Consider the following 15,192-nt stretch of genomic DNA (forward strand, 5'->3'; position numbering starts at 1 on the left):
TAGCAGGATAAATGGAATAAAATGTAGAAATATATAACATTATGATCAAAATATAAACCATATAACGCAAACAAATATATCTCTTTCCACCGTCGCCATAAGATTGGTTACCAAAAGAACACATTGTTTATTTCATCAGCGACCTTTTGATAATCTAGACCTTTCAATTATCCATAAAGAATACGAAAAAGAAACACGTGGCCAGCCCCTTCCATCCAGCATTAATGACCAAGATTCTGTTTTATGCGTACTCAAGAGGCATATTCTCATCAAGGAAAATTGCTTCACGACTTTATGAGGGATTGGCATTCATCGTTTTGGCCGGTGGAAATAAACCAGACTTCAGGACTATCAACGAATTTAGGCGGCGACACATAAAAACCTTGCCCAATATATTTGTACAGATCCTCAAGATCTGTGAAAAATCCGGGTTAATTGGCTTAAAGCATGCTTCTTTAGACGGCACAAAAATCAATGCCAACACTTCCAAACACGCCGCCATGAGCTATGGTCGTATGAAAACCGAAGAGCAACGGTTGGAGAAAGAAATTTAAAAACTCCTTGAAAAAGCAAACCGTCTTGATTTAAAAGAAGACCAGCTATATGGCCGGGACCGCTGTGGTGATGAAATTCCTGAAGAATTGACCCATCAGGAAACCAGGTTAAAGAAAATTAAAGAGGCAAAAGCCGCCCTTGAAGCCGAAGCCAAGCTGGCCCAGGAAGAAGACGAAAAGAAAACGGATGACGATAATAATAACGATCCACCAACAACACCGCCCCAGGGCAGGGTCAAATACAAAAAGAAGACCGGAGAACCGGTGGACAAGGCCCAGCGTAATTTACTGATCCCGAGTCAAGGATCATGAAGAACTTTGATAAAGCCTTTGTTCAGGCATATATAACGCCCAGGCTGTAGTTGATGCCAAGAGAGCCAGATCATTTTAGCAGTGGATGTAACCAACCAGGCAACCGACGTCCAACACCTCCCGATGCTGGTAGAAAGAATTAAAGAAAACATAGGACAGTATCCCAAAGAACTATCAGCCGATGCCGGGTATTTTAGTAAAACCAACCATAAGTTTCTAGAAAGTAAAATAGACGCATACATTCCGGCAGAGAGAATCAAACACAACCAGAAACCTGAACCTGCACCAAAAGGTAGGATTCCGGTAGATTTACCGTTGCCCGATCTCATGAAACGAAAATTGAGGACCAAAGCCGGATGGGCTAAGTATGCCCTACGAAAACAGGTAGTTAAGCCTGTCTTCGGTCAGATTAAAGGGGTTCAGGGTTTTCGCAGATTCTCACTTCGCGGACTGGAATTAGTCCGCGGGGAATGGCTGCTACTTTGTCTTACGCATAATATTTTGAAACTGTTTAGAAACAAAGATAGTGGTGTCTTACTTATGCTGCTTCCTGTAGTAACGGTCTTTTGATGTCGTTCATCATCTTATCTGGGTCATATGCGATACCTTTGGTCAACAAGGCGAAAAATACCCTGATTAACTTACAGCTTAGCAGTACCAACGATTGTTTCTTCTTTAGTGGATTTTGGCTCCTGGTCGTATAGTAGCTGTGCAGTTCCTGAAAACCTTTGTTATTGGCTACCAGCGGCATGATTGCCTGGAACAGCAGTGATCTTAACCGTCGCCGTCCTCGCTTGCTGATACTGCTCTTATCTTTGTGTTTTCCTGAGCTGTTTTCCTTTATTCGGCCAGTATGCCATGGCCGGGGTATTTTGCCACAATCGCCGCGATAAGAATTCGTTCTATTAATAGATCATGTTCAGTAACAAGATCCATCTGGGATGTCTTTTCTTTGACTTCAATGACGGAATGCAGGCGTTCCTGCTTTAATTTGCACCCTGCGGACCGGGTTAAATCATAAGCAAAATCATACATTTCTCTTTCTTGCTCATTCATCTAATCATACCCCCTCCTTCAAGGACAGTAATCCAGCCACTATTTCAGGCAAACTCATAAACGCTTCTAGAACATTTTCAACATGTCTGACATAATCCATAAAATTCATCTCACACATTTTTACCGGCCTCGGTCAAGAAACTGAGCCCATGTTGCTTAAAACCCAGCTTTGCATAAAACCTGTGCGCCGGAACCCTCTTTTTGCTGCTGGAAAGCATTAGCTTGTAACAATTTTGCTCTTTAGCTTTTTCCATGATAAACAGCATCATTTGGCTGCCGATACCACGCCCTCTGAATTTTGGACTTACGATCACATTCTCCGCCACAGCCAGCTTGGCGCCCTGATGACCCAAGCTATCAATGATGATCAGGCTGCATGTGGCGATAATAGTATTGGCATCTTCCACTACAATGATCTTATAGTACGGATATTCATTGATTTTACGCCATAACGACAGCGCGTCGAATGGAGCAACCTCGTCTTCTTCATCCAAGCCTTTTAAAACCTCTAATATTTCCGGCAGGTCGGCCTCTATCGCCTCTCTGATCAGCATATCTGATCAAACCTCTCATTGTTAAATTTATGGAAATCAGATTGAAAAACCGTGCTTCCGCTAACAAGGGTTTGACGAACCAAGGGATAGTCCTCATGTAAATCAACTATGATTAAATCAGCGTATTTCCCAACATCTATCGTTCCCACCTGACATGCGATGCCTAAAGCTTCGGCCGGGTTTAGTGTCACCAGTTTAACCGCTTCTGTTAGTTTAATTCCTTCCCCGGTGAGGTAAAAAAGCGCCGGCAGCATGGCGCCGGGCAGGTAATCGGAGCAAACAATGTCCGCGGCGTTATTGGCAATGGCGTCAATAGCCCGCATATTATCGCTGTGTGACTTGCCGCGGATGATATTGGGCGCTCCTACACATACATGGATGCCTTTTGCTCTGGCGTAGACGGCGATATCAAGGTTAACGGGAAATTCACTGATGACTCCTTCACATGCAAGCAGTGTATTAATTTTCTCTTTTGTGTCATCATCATGGGACGCCAGTCTAATCCCCTTGTCCCTAGCAAATTTAGCCAGATCAACAAGCCTGGACCAATCGATCATGGCCCGTCGCTCCATGGTTTTGTCTAAAAAAGCATTAATCTCCTTCTCTTTTCTTCCATATGATTGGCTCCTGAAGTCCTTTAGGGCTTCCACATCCTTAAACTGCCCTTGGCCGGGAGAATGGTCCATGTATGACATTAAGTCTATTCTCTTTTCTCTGATCATGCTTTCAAGGATTCTTAGACCATCAAGAAAAGTCAACTCATATCTAAGATGTATTCTGTGATTGATCACTGATCGTGTTTTTCTGAATCTATCTATGCTGCTGATAACGCGCAAAACCATATCTTTATCCCGCACACCCCATTCGTCGCTCAAACAAAGAGAATGATACATGGTAGTGATACCGCTGACGGCCAGCTTTTTTTCCAGTTCGTAGAAGGCCATATGGATAGGAAACAGCGTATTAGGTCTTGGCTGCATTTCTTTTTCAATTGCGTCGCTATGGATATCGATCATGCCCGGCATAACGTAACAACCTCCGGCATCAACTACCGCCATATCCGGCTGGTTATAATCACCGGCAAAACCGCTTTCTCCCACCTCGGCTATTCTGCTGCCTTCAATTAGTATATAGCCCTTGATGACCTGGTTCGGCAAAACGATATTTGCGTTATAGATGCATGTCTTTTTCATTTTCATTTATTTACTCCCCGCGTTTTATAAGTTATATCCCGATTATCGCCAACCGCGGCTCAAGTCCTTTTATGCAATCTCCCTTTCATACGCAAAGAAATCGTCTCCAGGGCAATGGCAAAGGCAAGAATAAGATAGGTAATCAACCCTATTTCCCTTAGATCGAAATAAAATTCGCTGGCCATGAACAAATCAAAACCTATTCCGGCCGCGCCCGCGGCGGCACCCATGGCAACGGCGTTGGCGAAGTTTATTTCAAATCTTAAAAAAGTCCAGGACAGCAGATAGGTGGCAGAGGACGGGATAACCGCCTGAAAAACAATTTGCCACCAATTGGCGCCGCTGGCCGTCAAAGCTTCAAGCACATTTCTGTCCAGGTCCTCAAAAGACTCGGAATATGCCTTAGTCAAATAACTGACGGAATGAAAAGTCATGCCGATTACCGCTGCGGCGCTGCCCAACCCGGCGGCCACGGCAAAAATCAGCACCCATAAGATCGTGGGCACCGCCCGGATAAAAGCGACAAACGCCTTGATCATATTGGTAACTTGTTTGGGAGCTAGATTCTGAGCGGCCAGCAGCCCAAAAAGCAAGGCAATCACGGCGCCAAACAATGTGGTCAAAAATGCCAGCCCGATAGTCACCACAACTTCGTAGAAAGCCTCCCATAAGCTGAAACGGTGCGAATATGGATGCAGAAATATTGTTTTGAAATTGCTGATAGTATCGGCGAACGCTTTCGGCACGTCGATCGACTTATAATCGATTGTGAATAGAGCGTATATTGTCAGTACCGACAAAAACAGCAGGATTATCCGCATCGCAAGAGACGACTTGTTTAGGGGCTTTACGGCGCTTAAATCCATGCCATCATTTATGTGTCCCTTTTCTTTCAATCGCCCCCAACCTTTAATTGATTCTTCAATTTGCGTCACAAGATCACCCTTCTCACGTAATTTGAGATGGATTCAATGACAATAACCGTGATCACCACCAGCAGCACGACCAGGCTCGCGGCATGATAGTCCAGTCTTTTGTAAAACAAGTCAAAAGAGAAGCCGATACCTGTGCCGGTGAGAATTCCCACCAAAGTGGCGTCGCGGATATTGGTGTCAATCATGTATAGCAACCAACTGATCATCTGCGGCATGCTGGAAGGCAAAACAGCTTGAAATATAATGTGAAAATAACTGGCGCCCGCAGCCTGCAAAGCTTCCACCGCGTTATTGCTCACTTCGTCGATCGTTTCCATAAACGCCCTGGCAAGAAACCCGAACGAACCAAAGAACAAGGCCAGGTAACCGGTCAGCGGGCTTTGGCTGAACGCCAGCATCAGGACCATGGCCCATGCCACGAGGGGGATGTTGCGGAAAAGCGAAGCAATACCCCTGCTGATAACGCTAAAAAGACTGTTCATTCTGGTCGTCCGGGATCCGGCCAAGGCCAGGAGGATGGCAAAAACCGCAGCCACCGTGGTGGACGCGATCGACATCAGCACCGTTTCCCACAGTTTAGGCAAAATATCAGCCAACTTCTGCATCGACCCGGCATCAGGGTAAAAATTGGTACACCCCCAGATTAAAGCCTTGGCGATACTGGTAAAGCCTTTCAGCACATCATACTGAGTAATAATGATTGAACCCACCGTCAAAATAGCTAACAGGGTAAAGAAAATTAGACTTTCGTTCCGCCGTTTGGCAAAAATATCAGCTTGCATTTTTCTCTCCCGGCTCAATAATTAAATCTCCTGACTCTGAGCCATAAATATCAGAAATTTGCTCAGCGGAAAGATCCTCGGGCGCGCCGTCAAAAACAACCATCCCTTTGTTTACGCCGATAATTCTGTCCGAATATTTCAAGGCAACATTAAACTGGTGCAAGTTGACGACCAAAGTTATGCCCATCTCTCTGGAAATATTCCTCAGGTGGTCCATGATGATCTTTGAAGCATTAGGATCTAAAGAAGCAATCGGCTCGTCACATAAGATCATTTTCGGGTTTTGCACCAAGGCTCTGGCAATCCCGACACGCTGCTTTTGGCCGCCGCTCAGCTGGTCACACCGCTTGTAAACCTGGTCGGTCAGGCCCAATAACTTGATAATTTCCAATGCCTGTTTTTTTTTCTTCCTCACTGTAGCGGCCTAGAACACCCGCCAGCGTCGATTTGTAGCCAAGCCTGCCGTGCAGAACATTTTCCAGCACAGTTAGCCGGTCCACCAGATTATAATGCTGAAAGATCATGCCGATTTTTGTTCTCAGTTTTCTTAAATCTCTTTTCCTCAGCTTTGAAGCAATAACACCGTCGAAATATATTTCCCCGCCGGACACCTCAATCATCCTGTTAATACAGCGAAGCAATGTTGACTTGCCGGCTCCGGAAGGACCGATGACGGAAACAAACTCCCCCTCCCGGACCTCGAAACTGACCTCGGACAAAGCCGGTGTCGCGTTGTTATAATATTTGGTGACATTTTTTAATTCCAATAATGCCACACTCCAGCCTCCCCGTTTTTTATTCCGCCAGCCTGCGGTAAGACTCCGCCCCTTGCTCTAATCTTATTTGCTCAGATCTCTGATCGGATCAAACCAGGCATCTTCTACTTTCACGAAACGCTGCGGCTGAAAGAAGATTCCTTTACCTCCCTTGGGATAGAAAATCTTTGGATTTTGGGCAACTTCATCGGAGGTAAACGCTTGGGTTAAAGCATCAATGGTTTTCTGACTTAACGCACCGGTATTGACCACGATGGGAGGGTTCAAAACCGGGACCGCCTTGAGCACCACGAATTGCGCGCCCGCCAGCTTGTCAAACGGGGCGGCGGCATCCTTCCTGACCGTGTAGACAGCCCCAGGCGTGTTGTCCTTTCCGGAAGTGAGATCAACATAGCTGACTAGGTCGATATCATCAACCGCCGCGACGTCGGCTTTATCCGTAAGCAAGTTGACCAAAGACAACTGGTGGGATCCGCCAAAGAGCACCTGGCTGAAAAACTTGCCGTTCCCGCCTTCAAGCAAATCTTCCTGCTTCAGATCTTTCCATTTGTCTTGCTTGGAAAAAGTAGCCACAATAGCTGATGAAGGCACTCTGCAGCCGGAAGTCGAGCTGGTGGAAACGAAAGACATTCTTTTCCCCACAATATTATCAATGGAATATGCGCCGCCGGATTTATATTGCTCTTCATTTCCTTTTTTAACCAGGATCCTGCTGTAATACAAGGCATCGTTCAAAGTTCCCGAATCCCCGCTGTTAACCACCAAGGGCAGAACCTTATTGTTTTTGTTGTGCATCTCGATGTATTGCTGCGAGCCCACGTAGGCCAATTGAGCGTTGCCACTGACTAAGGACTCAATGGTAATGGCATAGTCGGTGGTCAATTTGTCATCCACTTTTTTACCCGTCGCTTCTTCAATAACCTTGTCGATCTCAAGCCGGGCCTCCTTAAAATCATCGGACGCGTTATTCGGCAGCCAGGCCATGGTGATGGTATTGGGCTCTATGACAGATGAGGTATTGGATGCGGATGAGCACCCTGCCAACAGGGATGCTATCAGAACAGCCACCAGCGTTAACAAATGAATTTTCTTCACGAAAATACTCCTTTCATTTTGTTAAAAATACTCTCATTTTTTCAACAATAAGAACTGAACCTTAATCCTGACGGTAATAAAGATAATCCCACATCTTATTTTAACGGACGGTTGTTAAGGTCAAATTAATTAATTCAAGGTTTAGGTTAGATTATGTTTAAATCATTGTAGATTTTTGGGTATTATATAAACTAATTTTCCATCACTCATCTCGTATCTACGGTTGCAGAGGTTTGCCATGAATTCAAGATCGTGGAAAATACCCATCATTGTTGTTCCCTCTTTGATCAATTGTTCAATCAGTTCTTTAACTTTCAATTTGGAGGCAAAATCCAAACTCGCGGTCGGTTCGTCCAGAAGCAGCAGCCTGGGGTGCTTGACCATGGCCATGGCAATATTCAGACGTAATTTTTCACCGCCGGAAAAGGTAACCGGGTAACTGTCCCATAATCCGCTGTCCAGTTCAAAGTGCTTCAGCATTTTTTCGGCTTCCCGCTTTGCATAATTTTCTTCATGTCCCATCTCCAAAACCGCCTGTTTGATTAGTCCCCACGCGGTGGTCCGGGGCATGACGTTTAAAAACTGCGATACATAGCCAATCTCATGTTTTCTTAAATAAATGACCTGTCTATCAGATGCTTTCATTAAATTTATTAGCCCGAATTCTTTGGAATTATACCAGATTCCTCCTTCCTGCGGAGCATACGTACGGTAAACACACTTGAGAACAGTTAATTTCCCGCTGCCGCTCTTCCCGGTTATACCGATAAATTCACCTTCTTTTACGGCGATATTAATATCGCGAAGAACTTCGATTTGTTTGCCCAGATTATGTATGGTAAAGGATTTCGATAAATGCTCGACTGCCAGGATCTCTTCCATCAATCAATCACCTGTTTGCTTTAAATTGTTGATGTTCAGTATTCAGGAGTCAGTATTCAGAATACTTCAACTGATAAATTATTTTCTCATTCTGAGTCCTGACTTCTGACTCCGGCTTCTAATAAAAGCTACCTTATAGCGCTTATCACTGAACCGCTGGGGAATAATGCTTATCCACGAATTCACGGATCGGCAAGTAAAAATCATCAAGTCTTTCCCTGATGGTATCATAGGCCCAGTCCCACCACTTGATCGCCTCCAGCTTTTGGACGACATCTGCCGGAAATCTTTGCTTTATTGGTTTGGCCGGCACACCAACAACAATGGTATAGGGCTCTACGTCTTTGGTCACAACCGCACCGGATCCTACTACCGCACCGTTGCCAATCGTCACCCCGGGCATGATGACTGCACCGTGGCCAATCCAGGTATCATTACCGGTAAAGTTTTTTTGCTCCGCCCGCCATTGGAAGAATTTATCATCGTCTGCGGCAGCGAAGCCATACTGCACCAGACGGTAAGTAAAGTGGTGCAAGGTTGGCCTGGCCATCGGATGGTTGGTCGGACCAATGCGGACCATGGCCGCTATGTTGGCAAACTTGCCGATGACCGCGTTTTGGATATAGCAAAACCTGCTGGTATAGGAATAATCACCAAGACTTACATTCTCCAGATAGTTATAAATTCCAACCTCTGTATAATCCCCAAATTCCACGTTGATCAACTGACAGTTCTCATGGATAAACGGTTCCTTACCAAGTCTCTTATTCATCTTCGGCCTCCTAATCGGGATATTCCCCACCCTCATACCTGTATCTTCACGTGTCTTTACAAACCAAGAAAGGTATGGTCCTCTTTCCTTTCATCCCAGCAAGGCTTGGACCAAATGTTGAGTATAATTGTGCTGCGGATCTTCCAGGATTTGATCGGTCAGGCCTTGTTCAATAATCCGGCCGTCCAGCATCACTATTGTCCGATCCGCCAACATACGGATCACGCCCAAATCGTGGGAAACGACGACCACACTGATATCCCGCTCGCGCTGAATTTTTTTGATCAAGTCCAGGACACTGGCCTGCACCGGCAGATCCAGGCCGGTGGTTACTTCATCCAGCAGCAGGAGCGGTGGATTGTTTGATAAGGCTTTGGCGATTTGCACCCGCTGCCGCATGCCTCCCGAGAAATTCTTCGGTACTTCCTTAGCCCGATATACCGGTATATTGACGTGCTCCAGCAGTCCCATCCCGCGAGCTTCCATCCGGCCCACATTCCGGTTGCCGGCGGCAATCAATTTCTCGGCGATATTACCAATCGCTGTAAAATCCATTTTTAAGCCCATAACCGGGTTCTGGTAGACTTTCCCCATGATGTGGTTGCGGATGTACCTTTTCTGCTGGGACGATTCCGCAAAAATATTTGCCTGACCGTTTTTGTAAGCACTGATATAAGCCCCGCCGCCACTGACATCCTGATCAAAATACAGGCACTGCATCAAGGTAGATTTACCGCTGCCGCTTTCCCCGACCACTCCTAATATTTCTCCCGCATGCACCTCAAAGGTGATATCCCGGCACGCATAAACCGTACCGCAGACAGGACAATAGTTTTTAATCAGGCGGTCCCTACGGCTGCTCCTGCAGCTGGCACAACCGTTTCCATATTGTTTGTTTAAAAGGCTGACCGACAAGACGGGTTGTTCAAAATCGCTCATCTCACAATACCTCAGCAAGGCTTTCCGTTTAATCTCTGCATACAAAAGCCGGTATCGTTGCATTGATAAAAGGTTTTTCCCGTCGCATCATCCAGTATTTCATCCAGGTATACTCCCGTTGCGCCGCATTGCCGGCAAGACTTGCCCTGAAAGGATTCCGCCTCGAAAAGGAAATCTTCAAAATCCAGCGATCTCACCCTGGTATACGGGGGCACGGCATAGACTTTCTTTTCACGGCCTGCCCCAAGCAAAATCAAAGCTTTGGCACAATTCATCTTGGGATTATCGAATCTCGGGATGGGGCTGGGGGCCATAACATATCTGTCATGCACCATAACCGGGTGATCCGCGCCTGTCGACATATGGCCGTAGTTCATGATTTGCTCAAACAGCATAAGCCAGGCGCCGCTGTATTCTTTTTCGGCATGCAGCTTTTTCGTCTCGTATTCACTGGGTTCATAATATCTCAATGGTTCCGGCAGCGGCACCTGAAGAACCAGAATCTGACCTTCTTTTAAGGGCGTTTCCGGTATTCGGTGCCGCGATTGGATGATGGTTGCCTCCGTCGTGATGCCGGTAATGGTGATGCCGGTTGTTGCTTTGACCAGCTTTTTGATGTTGACCGCATTAACTGACTCATCAGAGCCCTGATCGATTACTTTCAAAACGTCTTCCTTCCCGATCAGGGAAAGCGTCAACTGCAGACCGCCTGTTCCCCAGCCTCTGGCGATGGGCATCTCGCGGGAAGCGAAGGGGACCTGGTAACCCGGAATGGCAATCGCTTTAAGGGTGGCTCGCCTGATCTCCCTTTTGGAGCCTTCATCAAAAAAAGCGAAATTATAGTTAATTTTCATGGTTTGAACTCCTTATTGTTTTCTCTCATCTTTTTTGACTTGCGGACACTGTCAAGCTCCGACTGGAAAGTCACATAGTGAGGCAATTTCAAGTGGGAGATAAACCCGGCGGATTCAACCGAATCGATATGCAATAGGACAAACTCCTCGTTGTGGGTCGGGTACTCTGCATTACCTGCTTCCAGACAACGGTCGAGGATGCTCATGGCAATGGCTTTGGTTTCATTTTGTCCATAACAGATGCCATAGCCGAGGCCGAATTCAATCGTTTTTAAGCCATTCTCCTTTGGCGCGGGTACCGGAAACAAGGTTTCTACTTCCGTGACTTTAATCTCACCAATAAAATAAGCATCATCGTCCTCTTTTGCTTCATTGAACGGGTTGTCCACATACAAAGGCAAATTTCCGATACGTAATTCTCCGACCGTTGGATGCAGAGCTCCATAACTGCGCAGAGCCGCATACCCCAATGATATAACGGCGCCTGTCTGCCCCCTGGTTAGAATCTGCAGCCTGGCACTGCGGCTGGCCGGAAAACGCACACTATCCCTGGTAACATCGTCCGGTTCACTATCATTGTTTTCACAAGCCGCAATCAGGCCTTCCTCCCGCAAGTAATCGAGCACCTTGGGCAGATTGGCCAAATCGGTACTGTCATTGCCATTTCCATACTCCCTGGAGAAATCATCAAGCCAGTTGATGATTTCTTCTTCGGTTTCTTCACTCAGATCAAAATCTATCAAGCGATGAGTATAATCATAGGCGGCCCCCAGGATCTGCCCGCCGGGAATGTCCTTAAAACTTGCCGATATTCTTCGCTCAACCAGCATGTTTTCCGAGTGAACCGCACGCGTATAATGTTTCCTGGGCAAGGTGGAACGGTACGCCCTCATTAAAAAAACCGCTTCCTCAGGGCTTCCCTCCGCCTGTTTGATCGAGATCGCCGCCAGGGTTTCACTGTAGAGGCTGCTCTCCGACATGACCTGATCGATCAGGCAGCGCATACCGCCTTCAATATTATGAAAATCTAATATTCGGCGCTTTTTTAACCGTTCATACTTTAGTCGTCTGATTGATTCCTCAATGGCGGCTGTTCCGCCCTTTACAGCAACATAGCCCATCTATCCGACCACCTGTTTCACAATTTGCGTTGTTCTTGGAATACACAAAAGATTATGGTCAGAATCTGTAAAGATAATCTCTATTCCCAATGGATATTCAGAGTTTTTTTCAGCCCGTAACCCAACCCAATTGCCTGTTGTCTGTACTTTTATATGGCTTTCCGCGTCTATCCCGGGACCGGCCAAAGCTAAATCCCGCTCATTGCTCAGAGCGTCCGCTTCAACGATAATAGTCGATGATTTATGGGGATCCGTTAAATCTCCAGGACATGCTGCAATAAGCGCTTTTTCTAAGCCGAATGGTCCGGCGTCACGCAAAACGAGAATGAAATCAGCGGTTTGCGCTTCCGCGGCTTTAGCGTATGTTAGCTGGTTTAATAGCTTGGTAATTTCGGCTTCACGTTTAGAAACAACTTTAAATGTTACTTCGGTATCAAACAGCATCTGCACCAGCACCACTGTAGATTTAAAACAGCCAATCTCCAGATCAACCTTGTCCGCCTGAGCTTTAATGTTAGTGATCAGCCCGGGTCTGGACATAGAGTCTACCGTCTTTCTATAAGCTCTTTGCAGATCATGGACCAAATCCAATGCCATGTTTTATCCCTCGCTCATATTAGACATCCATAGTTTGAAAGCTTACTTTCGTCTTTAAGACCTTACTTTTAAAAGATTCATGACTCTGTTTGATTCTGTCTTCTTCAACCAACAAAGCTGTTGTCCAGTCTTTCGTCTCCGGCAGACCGGCGTTATAAGCCGCATCTATAATTGCCAGATAGTAGGCAAGCTCCGGTGCTTGCCCCTTGACGATGCCGATTCCCAAGGACCCGTTGATCAGCACTTTGCATTCTGTAATCAAAACTTCGCCTAAATAAAACATGCTTCTCCTGGAGGTTTCCCTCACCTTGACCATTACTAAACCATGATTCGGTTCCTGAACAGTCTTGATATCATACTTGTGCAATATTTCTTGCGCTAACTTTGCCACGACTTCAAATGAGCCTTTGAGCAATATCTCGGTTCTCTTTTTTCTGTCCATCTAACTTACTTCCTTATCTTTTCTCCGCGTAAATAATCTTAACTTGTTGCCATGTTAACGGATATTATTATTCTGTTAAATTTTTGTAGGCCATTTTTTACGCGAACATTGCCGAGAACTAAAGCATACCCTGAGTCAATACGAACGAACCTCCGCCGGATGGCTTTATAACGAGCGGCAGTTATTAAACAAAATATAAAACTTTTCTAACAAGAAGGAATTTTCTATTAATGGTAAAATATATAAAATGTACCCAAAAATTTTTAGCGAGAGGTGCTCGCGATGTCCGATTTTTTATTTTCTAAGTTAAAACCTTTTCCCAGCTTGTTTGAAGATTTGCAAAAAATACAAATGTTTTGCAAAGAATTATGGAAACAAAAACTTATGATATGGTTTACGAATCATGACTACAAACATTCCGAGGAAATTATATATATCTTAGAACAAATATTAAAACCCTTAGAGCCCTATCAAAGAGAATTCCTCAATGAGCATGAGTTATTTATTCTTTTATCATCAGCATATTTGCACGATATAGGCATGCAAAATCTAAAAATTAATAATATATCAATAGATCAGTTAACAACAGAACATTATAAATATATAAGAAAAAAACATGCAGAAGAAAGCTATAATATAATAATCAGAAGCATCATGGATTCTATTAGCAGAGATGAAATTCGCTTGCCCAAGATTGATGCTGATTATATACCATATCTTGCATTAATTTCAAAAGGTCATTCAACGGATTATTTTAATGATGTAATCTATTTATTTCAATTCGAGGAATACAACACAATAAAAAATAGGGATATTAGAGGTAAATTATTAACATCCCTGTTGATGTTAGCGGATGAATTAGACCTAACCAGAAACAGGGTTGACATGACTTTACTTGAACAAATCAACCTGTCTTCTCTGAGTAAAATTCATTGGTTTAAACACTATTACACTCAAAAGATATATATAAGCAATAAAACAATTTATGTCCAATTAGTATTTCCGGATAAATCTAATGATTACAAATCGCTATTTGAAAAGATGATCAGAAAAAAAATTGAAGAACAATTAGATAGGATTAATACAATCCTGGCTGATTCAACAAATGGGTTGCTCTCTTTTAAAAATAAAATAGAAATTACAATTTCTATTAATCAATATATCTCAAATAGATCATTTCCCGCAGAGCTATTAAAAGAACTCAAAAAACAAGTTTTTCACAATACCCCAAAACCTATTGACGACGCGCTAAAAGAATATATTGAAAATAAAAAAGCCCTTTTTAAGGGCAATACTTGCTACTAATTGCTAAATTTATCAACAAAATAATAAATAATAGACAATAAATCACCATTTAGCGGTCTATATCTTAATGTATAAAGAAAAGCTTCCAGGAATTCGCTTCTCAGCAATACTTCTTTGTCATTATCTAAATACATCTCTGAGCAATTTATTCTTCCAACAGCAACAATTAATGCTAACAGCTCATTAGCTTCCCTAACAGCGTTTGACTCTATATTGGATGTGTCTTTAGTTTGCAATGGCTTTATCTTGCATATCCAATAGGTTAGGTAACCAGCTATTTTATGACAATCAATTGCTTGTATTTTGTGAAACCTCTTTAGTCTGTCTACATCTCTCCAATACCTTTCAATAACTTCGTTAGCTTTTTCCAAATCCATGGCAATGTCTTCTTCTGACAGATTGAATAAATCTAGCAGAGAATAATAACCGGTAACCAAAGCTATTAATGTATCATTTATACTTTTGGTTTTTTCCAATATTTAACACCCCATCAATAATTAAAGAACGATTAGTTGCTATGAATTTCTTAATACCATGTTTCCAGGCGTCAATATCAGCTTTATTGCTATTATTCTCTAGTCTCCAATCTAAAAAATCCTTGGTACTTTCTCTATCCCTCACTTCGATTAGCTTTCTTAACAATATATTCTCTTTATCTTCTAAAGTCATAAGCATCCTCTCCTCTTACGATTGATTTTAATAGCAACAACCCTCCTTTTTAGAAAATTGTCAGCAAATTTAAAAAACCAAAATACTAAACATTTCTTAATAGTCAAAATATTTTTTTTTAAAACCTAAGAATAACCAAACAATTGCATTATACCATAATGCTACCCTATTATACTATAAATTTACAATAAATATTTACAACAAATAATGTCAATCCATCCTCATGAGAATAATCGTACAAATAATTATTTCTACCTATGCCCATCGCCTTCTTTCCACCATACACTTTTTATTATGGTATTGGTGGTATTGGGTGGTATTGGGGTCAGCCCTTGACATTGGACAATGACATAG

The 15,192-nt window shown here is 43.7% G+C and carries 16 protein-coding genes and 3 pseudogenes; 2 read left to right on the forward strand and 17 right to left on the reverse strand.

The window, feature by feature from the left end; translation table 11 throughout:
• Positions 1-48 precede the first annotated feature (48 nt).
• Positions 49-1,436, forward strand: a pseudogene (locus tag A4E54_RS13800) (IS1182 family transposase); the annotation flags it as partial.
• Here the strand turns inward: A4E54_RS13800 and A4E54_RS13805 are convergent.
• The 15 genes and pseudogenes from A4E54_RS13805 to phnG form a co-directional block, all read right to left on the reverse strand.
• Positions 1,405-1,710: pseudogene (locus tag A4E54_RS13805) on the reverse strand (transposase); the annotation flags it as partial. The pseudogenes A4E54_RS13800 and A4E54_RS13805 overlap by 32 nt on opposite strands.
• On the reverse strand, positions 1,707-1,922 hold the full coding sequence (locus tag A4E54_RS13810) for an inositol monophosphatase family protein (RefSeq protein ID WP_286726444.1): 216 nt from the start codon (positions 1,920-1,922) through the stop codon (positions 1,707-1,709). The pseudogene A4E54_RS13805 and the gene A4E54_RS13810, both read right to left, overlap by 4 nt.
• A gap of 110 nt (positions 1,923-2,032) precedes the next feature.
• The gene (locus A4E54_RS13815; protein WP_286726446.1) at positions 2,033-2,476 is read right to left on the reverse strand and encodes a GNAT family N-acetyltransferase; all 444 of its coding nucleotides are present in this window, start codon (positions 2,474-2,476) and stop codon (positions 2,033-2,035) included.
• Complete coding sequence (locus tag A4E54_RS13820; RefSeq protein WP_286726447.1) at positions 2,470-3,675, reverse strand: alpha-D-ribose 1-methylphosphonate 5-triphosphate diphosphatase; 1,206 nt, start codon at positions 3,673-3,675, stop codon at positions 2,470-2,472. The genes A4E54_RS13815 and A4E54_RS13820 overlap by 7 nt, the downstream gene beginning before the upstream one ends.
• Before the next feature lie 53 nt (positions 3,676-3,728).
• Positions 3,729-4,604 (reverse strand): PhnE/PtxC family ABC transporter permease, encoded by an 876-nt coding sequence (locus A4E54_RS13825; protein WP_240083806.1) that lies wholly within the window; start codon positions 4,602-4,604, stop codon positions 3,729-3,731.
• Positions 4,601-5,386: a PhnE/PtxC family ABC transporter permease gene (locus A4E54_RS13830; protein WP_240083807.1), complete on the reverse strand. Its 786-nt coding sequence runs from the start codon at positions 5,384-5,386 to the stop codon at positions 4,601-4,603. Before A4E54_RS13830 ends, A4E54_RS13825 begins: the two co-directional genes overlap by 4 nt.
• Positions 5,376-6,162 (reverse strand): annotated as a pseudogene (gene phnC, locus A4E54_RS13835) (phosphonate ABC transporter ATP-binding protein). The gene A4E54_RS13830 and the pseudogene phnC overlap by 11 nt, the downstream one beginning before the upstream one ends.
• A gap of 63 nt (positions 6,163-6,225) precedes the next feature.
• Entirely contained in the window at positions 6,226-7,257 is a 1,032-nt protein-coding gene (locus A4E54_RS13840) for a PhnD/SsuA/transferrin family substrate-binding protein (protein ID WP_240083809.1), read from the reverse strand.
• Positions 7,258-7,419: 162 nt separating this feature from the next.
• Positions 7,420-8,139 carry a phosphonate C-P lyase system protein PhnL gene (locus A4E54_RS13845; protein WP_286726449.1) on the reverse strand — a complete coding sequence of 240 codons (720 nt, stop codon included), beginning with the start codon at positions 8,137-8,139 and terminating at the stop codon, positions 7,420-7,422.
• Positions 8,140-8,284: 145 nt separating this feature from the next.
• Positions 8,285-8,911, reverse strand: coding sequence for an LbetaH domain-containing protein (locus A4E54_RS13850; RefSeq protein ID WP_286726451.1), 627 nt, complete (start codon positions 8,909-8,911; stop codon positions 8,285-8,287).
• A gap of 90 nt (positions 8,912-9,001) precedes the next feature.
• Positions 9,002-9,850, reverse strand: a complete 849-nt coding sequence (locus A4E54_RS13855; protein ID WP_286726453.1) for an ATP-binding cassette domain-containing protein — start codon at positions 9,848-9,850, stop codon at positions 9,002-9,004.
• An 11-nt stretch (positions 9,851-9,861) separates the two neighbouring features.
• Positions 9,862-10,704 carry an alpha-D-ribose 1-methylphosphonate 5-phosphate C-P-lyase PhnJ gene (locus tag A4E54_RS13860; RefSeq protein ID WP_286726455.1) on the reverse strand — a complete coding sequence of 281 codons (843 nt, stop codon included), beginning with the start codon at positions 10,702-10,704 and terminating at the stop codon, positions 9,862-9,864.
• Positions 10,701-11,825, reverse strand: a complete 1,125-nt coding sequence (locus A4E54_RS13865) for a carbon-phosphorus lyase complex subunit PhnI (protein ID WP_286726456.1) — start codon at positions 11,823-11,825, stop codon at positions 10,701-10,703. The genes A4E54_RS13860 and A4E54_RS13865 overlap by 4 nt, the downstream gene beginning before the upstream one ends.
• Positions 11,826-12,422, reverse strand: a complete 597-nt coding sequence (gene phnH, locus A4E54_RS13870) for a phosphonate C-P lyase system protein PhnH (protein WP_240083814.1) — start codon at positions 12,420-12,422, stop codon at positions 11,826-11,828.
• 19 nt (positions 12,423-12,441) lie between these two features.
• A complete protein-coding gene (gene phnG, locus A4E54_RS13875; RefSeq protein WP_240083815.1) occupies positions 12,442-12,864 on the reverse strand; it encodes a phosphonate C-P lyase system protein PhnG in 423 nt (140 codons plus the stop codon).
• Between the two features lie 282 nt (positions 12,865-13,146).
• On the opposite strand from phnG, the gene A4E54_RS13880 reads away from it, so the two are divergent.
• A complete protein-coding gene (locus tag A4E54_RS13880; protein WP_240083816.1) occupies positions 13,147-14,169 on the forward strand; it encodes an HD domain-containing protein in 1,023 nt (340 codons plus the stop codon).
• On the opposite strand, the gene A4E54_RS13885 is transcribed toward A4E54_RS13880, so the two are convergent.
• Together A4E54_RS13885 and A4E54_RS13890 are read right to left on the reverse strand one after the other, a co-directional pair.
• Positions 14,166-14,645: a hypothetical protein gene (locus tag A4E54_RS13885; protein WP_240083817.1), complete on the reverse strand. Its 480-nt coding sequence runs from the start codon at positions 14,643-14,645 to the stop codon at positions 14,166-14,168. The genes A4E54_RS13880 and A4E54_RS13885 overlap by 4 nt on opposite strands.
• Positions 14,620-14,838 carry a hypothetical protein gene (locus A4E54_RS13890; protein WP_240083818.1) on the reverse strand — a complete coding sequence of 73 codons (219 nt, stop codon included), beginning with the start codon at positions 14,836-14,838 and terminating at the stop codon, positions 14,620-14,622. Before A4E54_RS13890 ends, A4E54_RS13885 begins: the two co-directional genes overlap by 26 nt.
• Between the last annotated feature and the right edge of the window lie 354 nt (positions 14,839-15,192).

The sequence above is a fragment of the Pelotomaculum sp. PtaB.Bin117 genome, from assembly GCF_002067195.1.
In the GTDB taxonomy this organism is placed as follows: Bacteria; Bacillota; Desulfotomaculia; order Desulfotomaculales; family Pelotomaculaceae; genus Pelotomaculum_D; species Pelotomaculum_D terephthalicicum.

What these genes read in the sequence shown, in the direction of transcription:
- A4E54_RS13860 (WP_286726455.1), bottom strand. Translation starts at nt 10,704, where the DNA reads ATGAAAATTAACTATAATTTCGCTTTTTTTGATGAAGGCTCCAAAAGG.
- A4E54_RS13850 (WP_286726451.1), bottom strand. Translation starts at nt 8,911, where the DNA reads ATGAATAAGAGACTTGGTAAGGAACCGTTTATCCATGAGAACTGTCAG.
- phnG (WP_240083815.1), bottom strand. Translation starts at nt 12,864, where the DNA reads ATGGACAGAAAAAAGAGAACCGAGATATTGCTCAAAGGCTCATTTGAA.
- A4E54_RS13815 (WP_286726446.1), bottom strand. Translation starts at nt 2,476, where the DNA reads ATGCTGATCAGAGAGGCGATAGAGGCCGACCTGCCGGAAATATTAGAG.
- phnH (WP_240083814.1), bottom strand. Translation starts at nt 12,422, where the DNA reads ATGGCATTGGATTTGGTCCATGATCTGCAAAGAGCTTATAGAAAGACG.
- A4E54_RS13845 (WP_286726449.1), bottom strand. Translation starts at nt 8,139, where the DNA reads ATGGAAGAGATCCTGGCAGTCGAGCATTTATCGAAATCCTTTACCATA.
- A4E54_RS13830 (WP_240083807.1), bottom strand. Translation starts at nt 5,386, where the DNA reads ATGCAAGCTGATATTTTTGCCAAACGGCGGAACGAAAGTCTAATTTTC.
- A4E54_RS13880 (WP_240083816.1), top strand. Translation starts at nt 13,147, where the DNA reads ATGTCCGATTTTTTATTTTCTAAGTTAAAACCTTTTCCCAGCTTGTTT.
- A4E54_RS13810 (WP_286726444.1), bottom strand. Translation starts at nt 1,922, where the DNA reads ATGAATGAGCAAGAAAGAGAAATGTATGATTTTGCTTATGATTTAACC.
- A4E54_RS13890 (WP_240083818.1), bottom strand. Translation starts at nt 14,838, where the DNA reads ATGACTTTAGAAGATAAAGAGAATATATTGTTAAGAAAGCTAATCGAA.
- A4E54_RS13865 (WP_286726456.1), bottom strand. Translation starts at nt 11,825, where the DNA reads ATGGGCTATGTTGCTGTAAAGGGCGGAACAGCCGCCATTGAGGAATCA.
- A4E54_RS13820 (WP_286726447.1), bottom strand. Translation starts at nt 3,675, where the DNA reads ATGAAAATGAAAAAGACATGCATCTATAACGCAAATATCGTTTTGCCG.
- A4E54_RS13855 (WP_286726453.1), bottom strand. Translation starts at nt 9,850, where the DNA reads ATGAGCGATTTTGAACAACCCGTCTTGTCGGTCAGCCTTTTAAACAAA.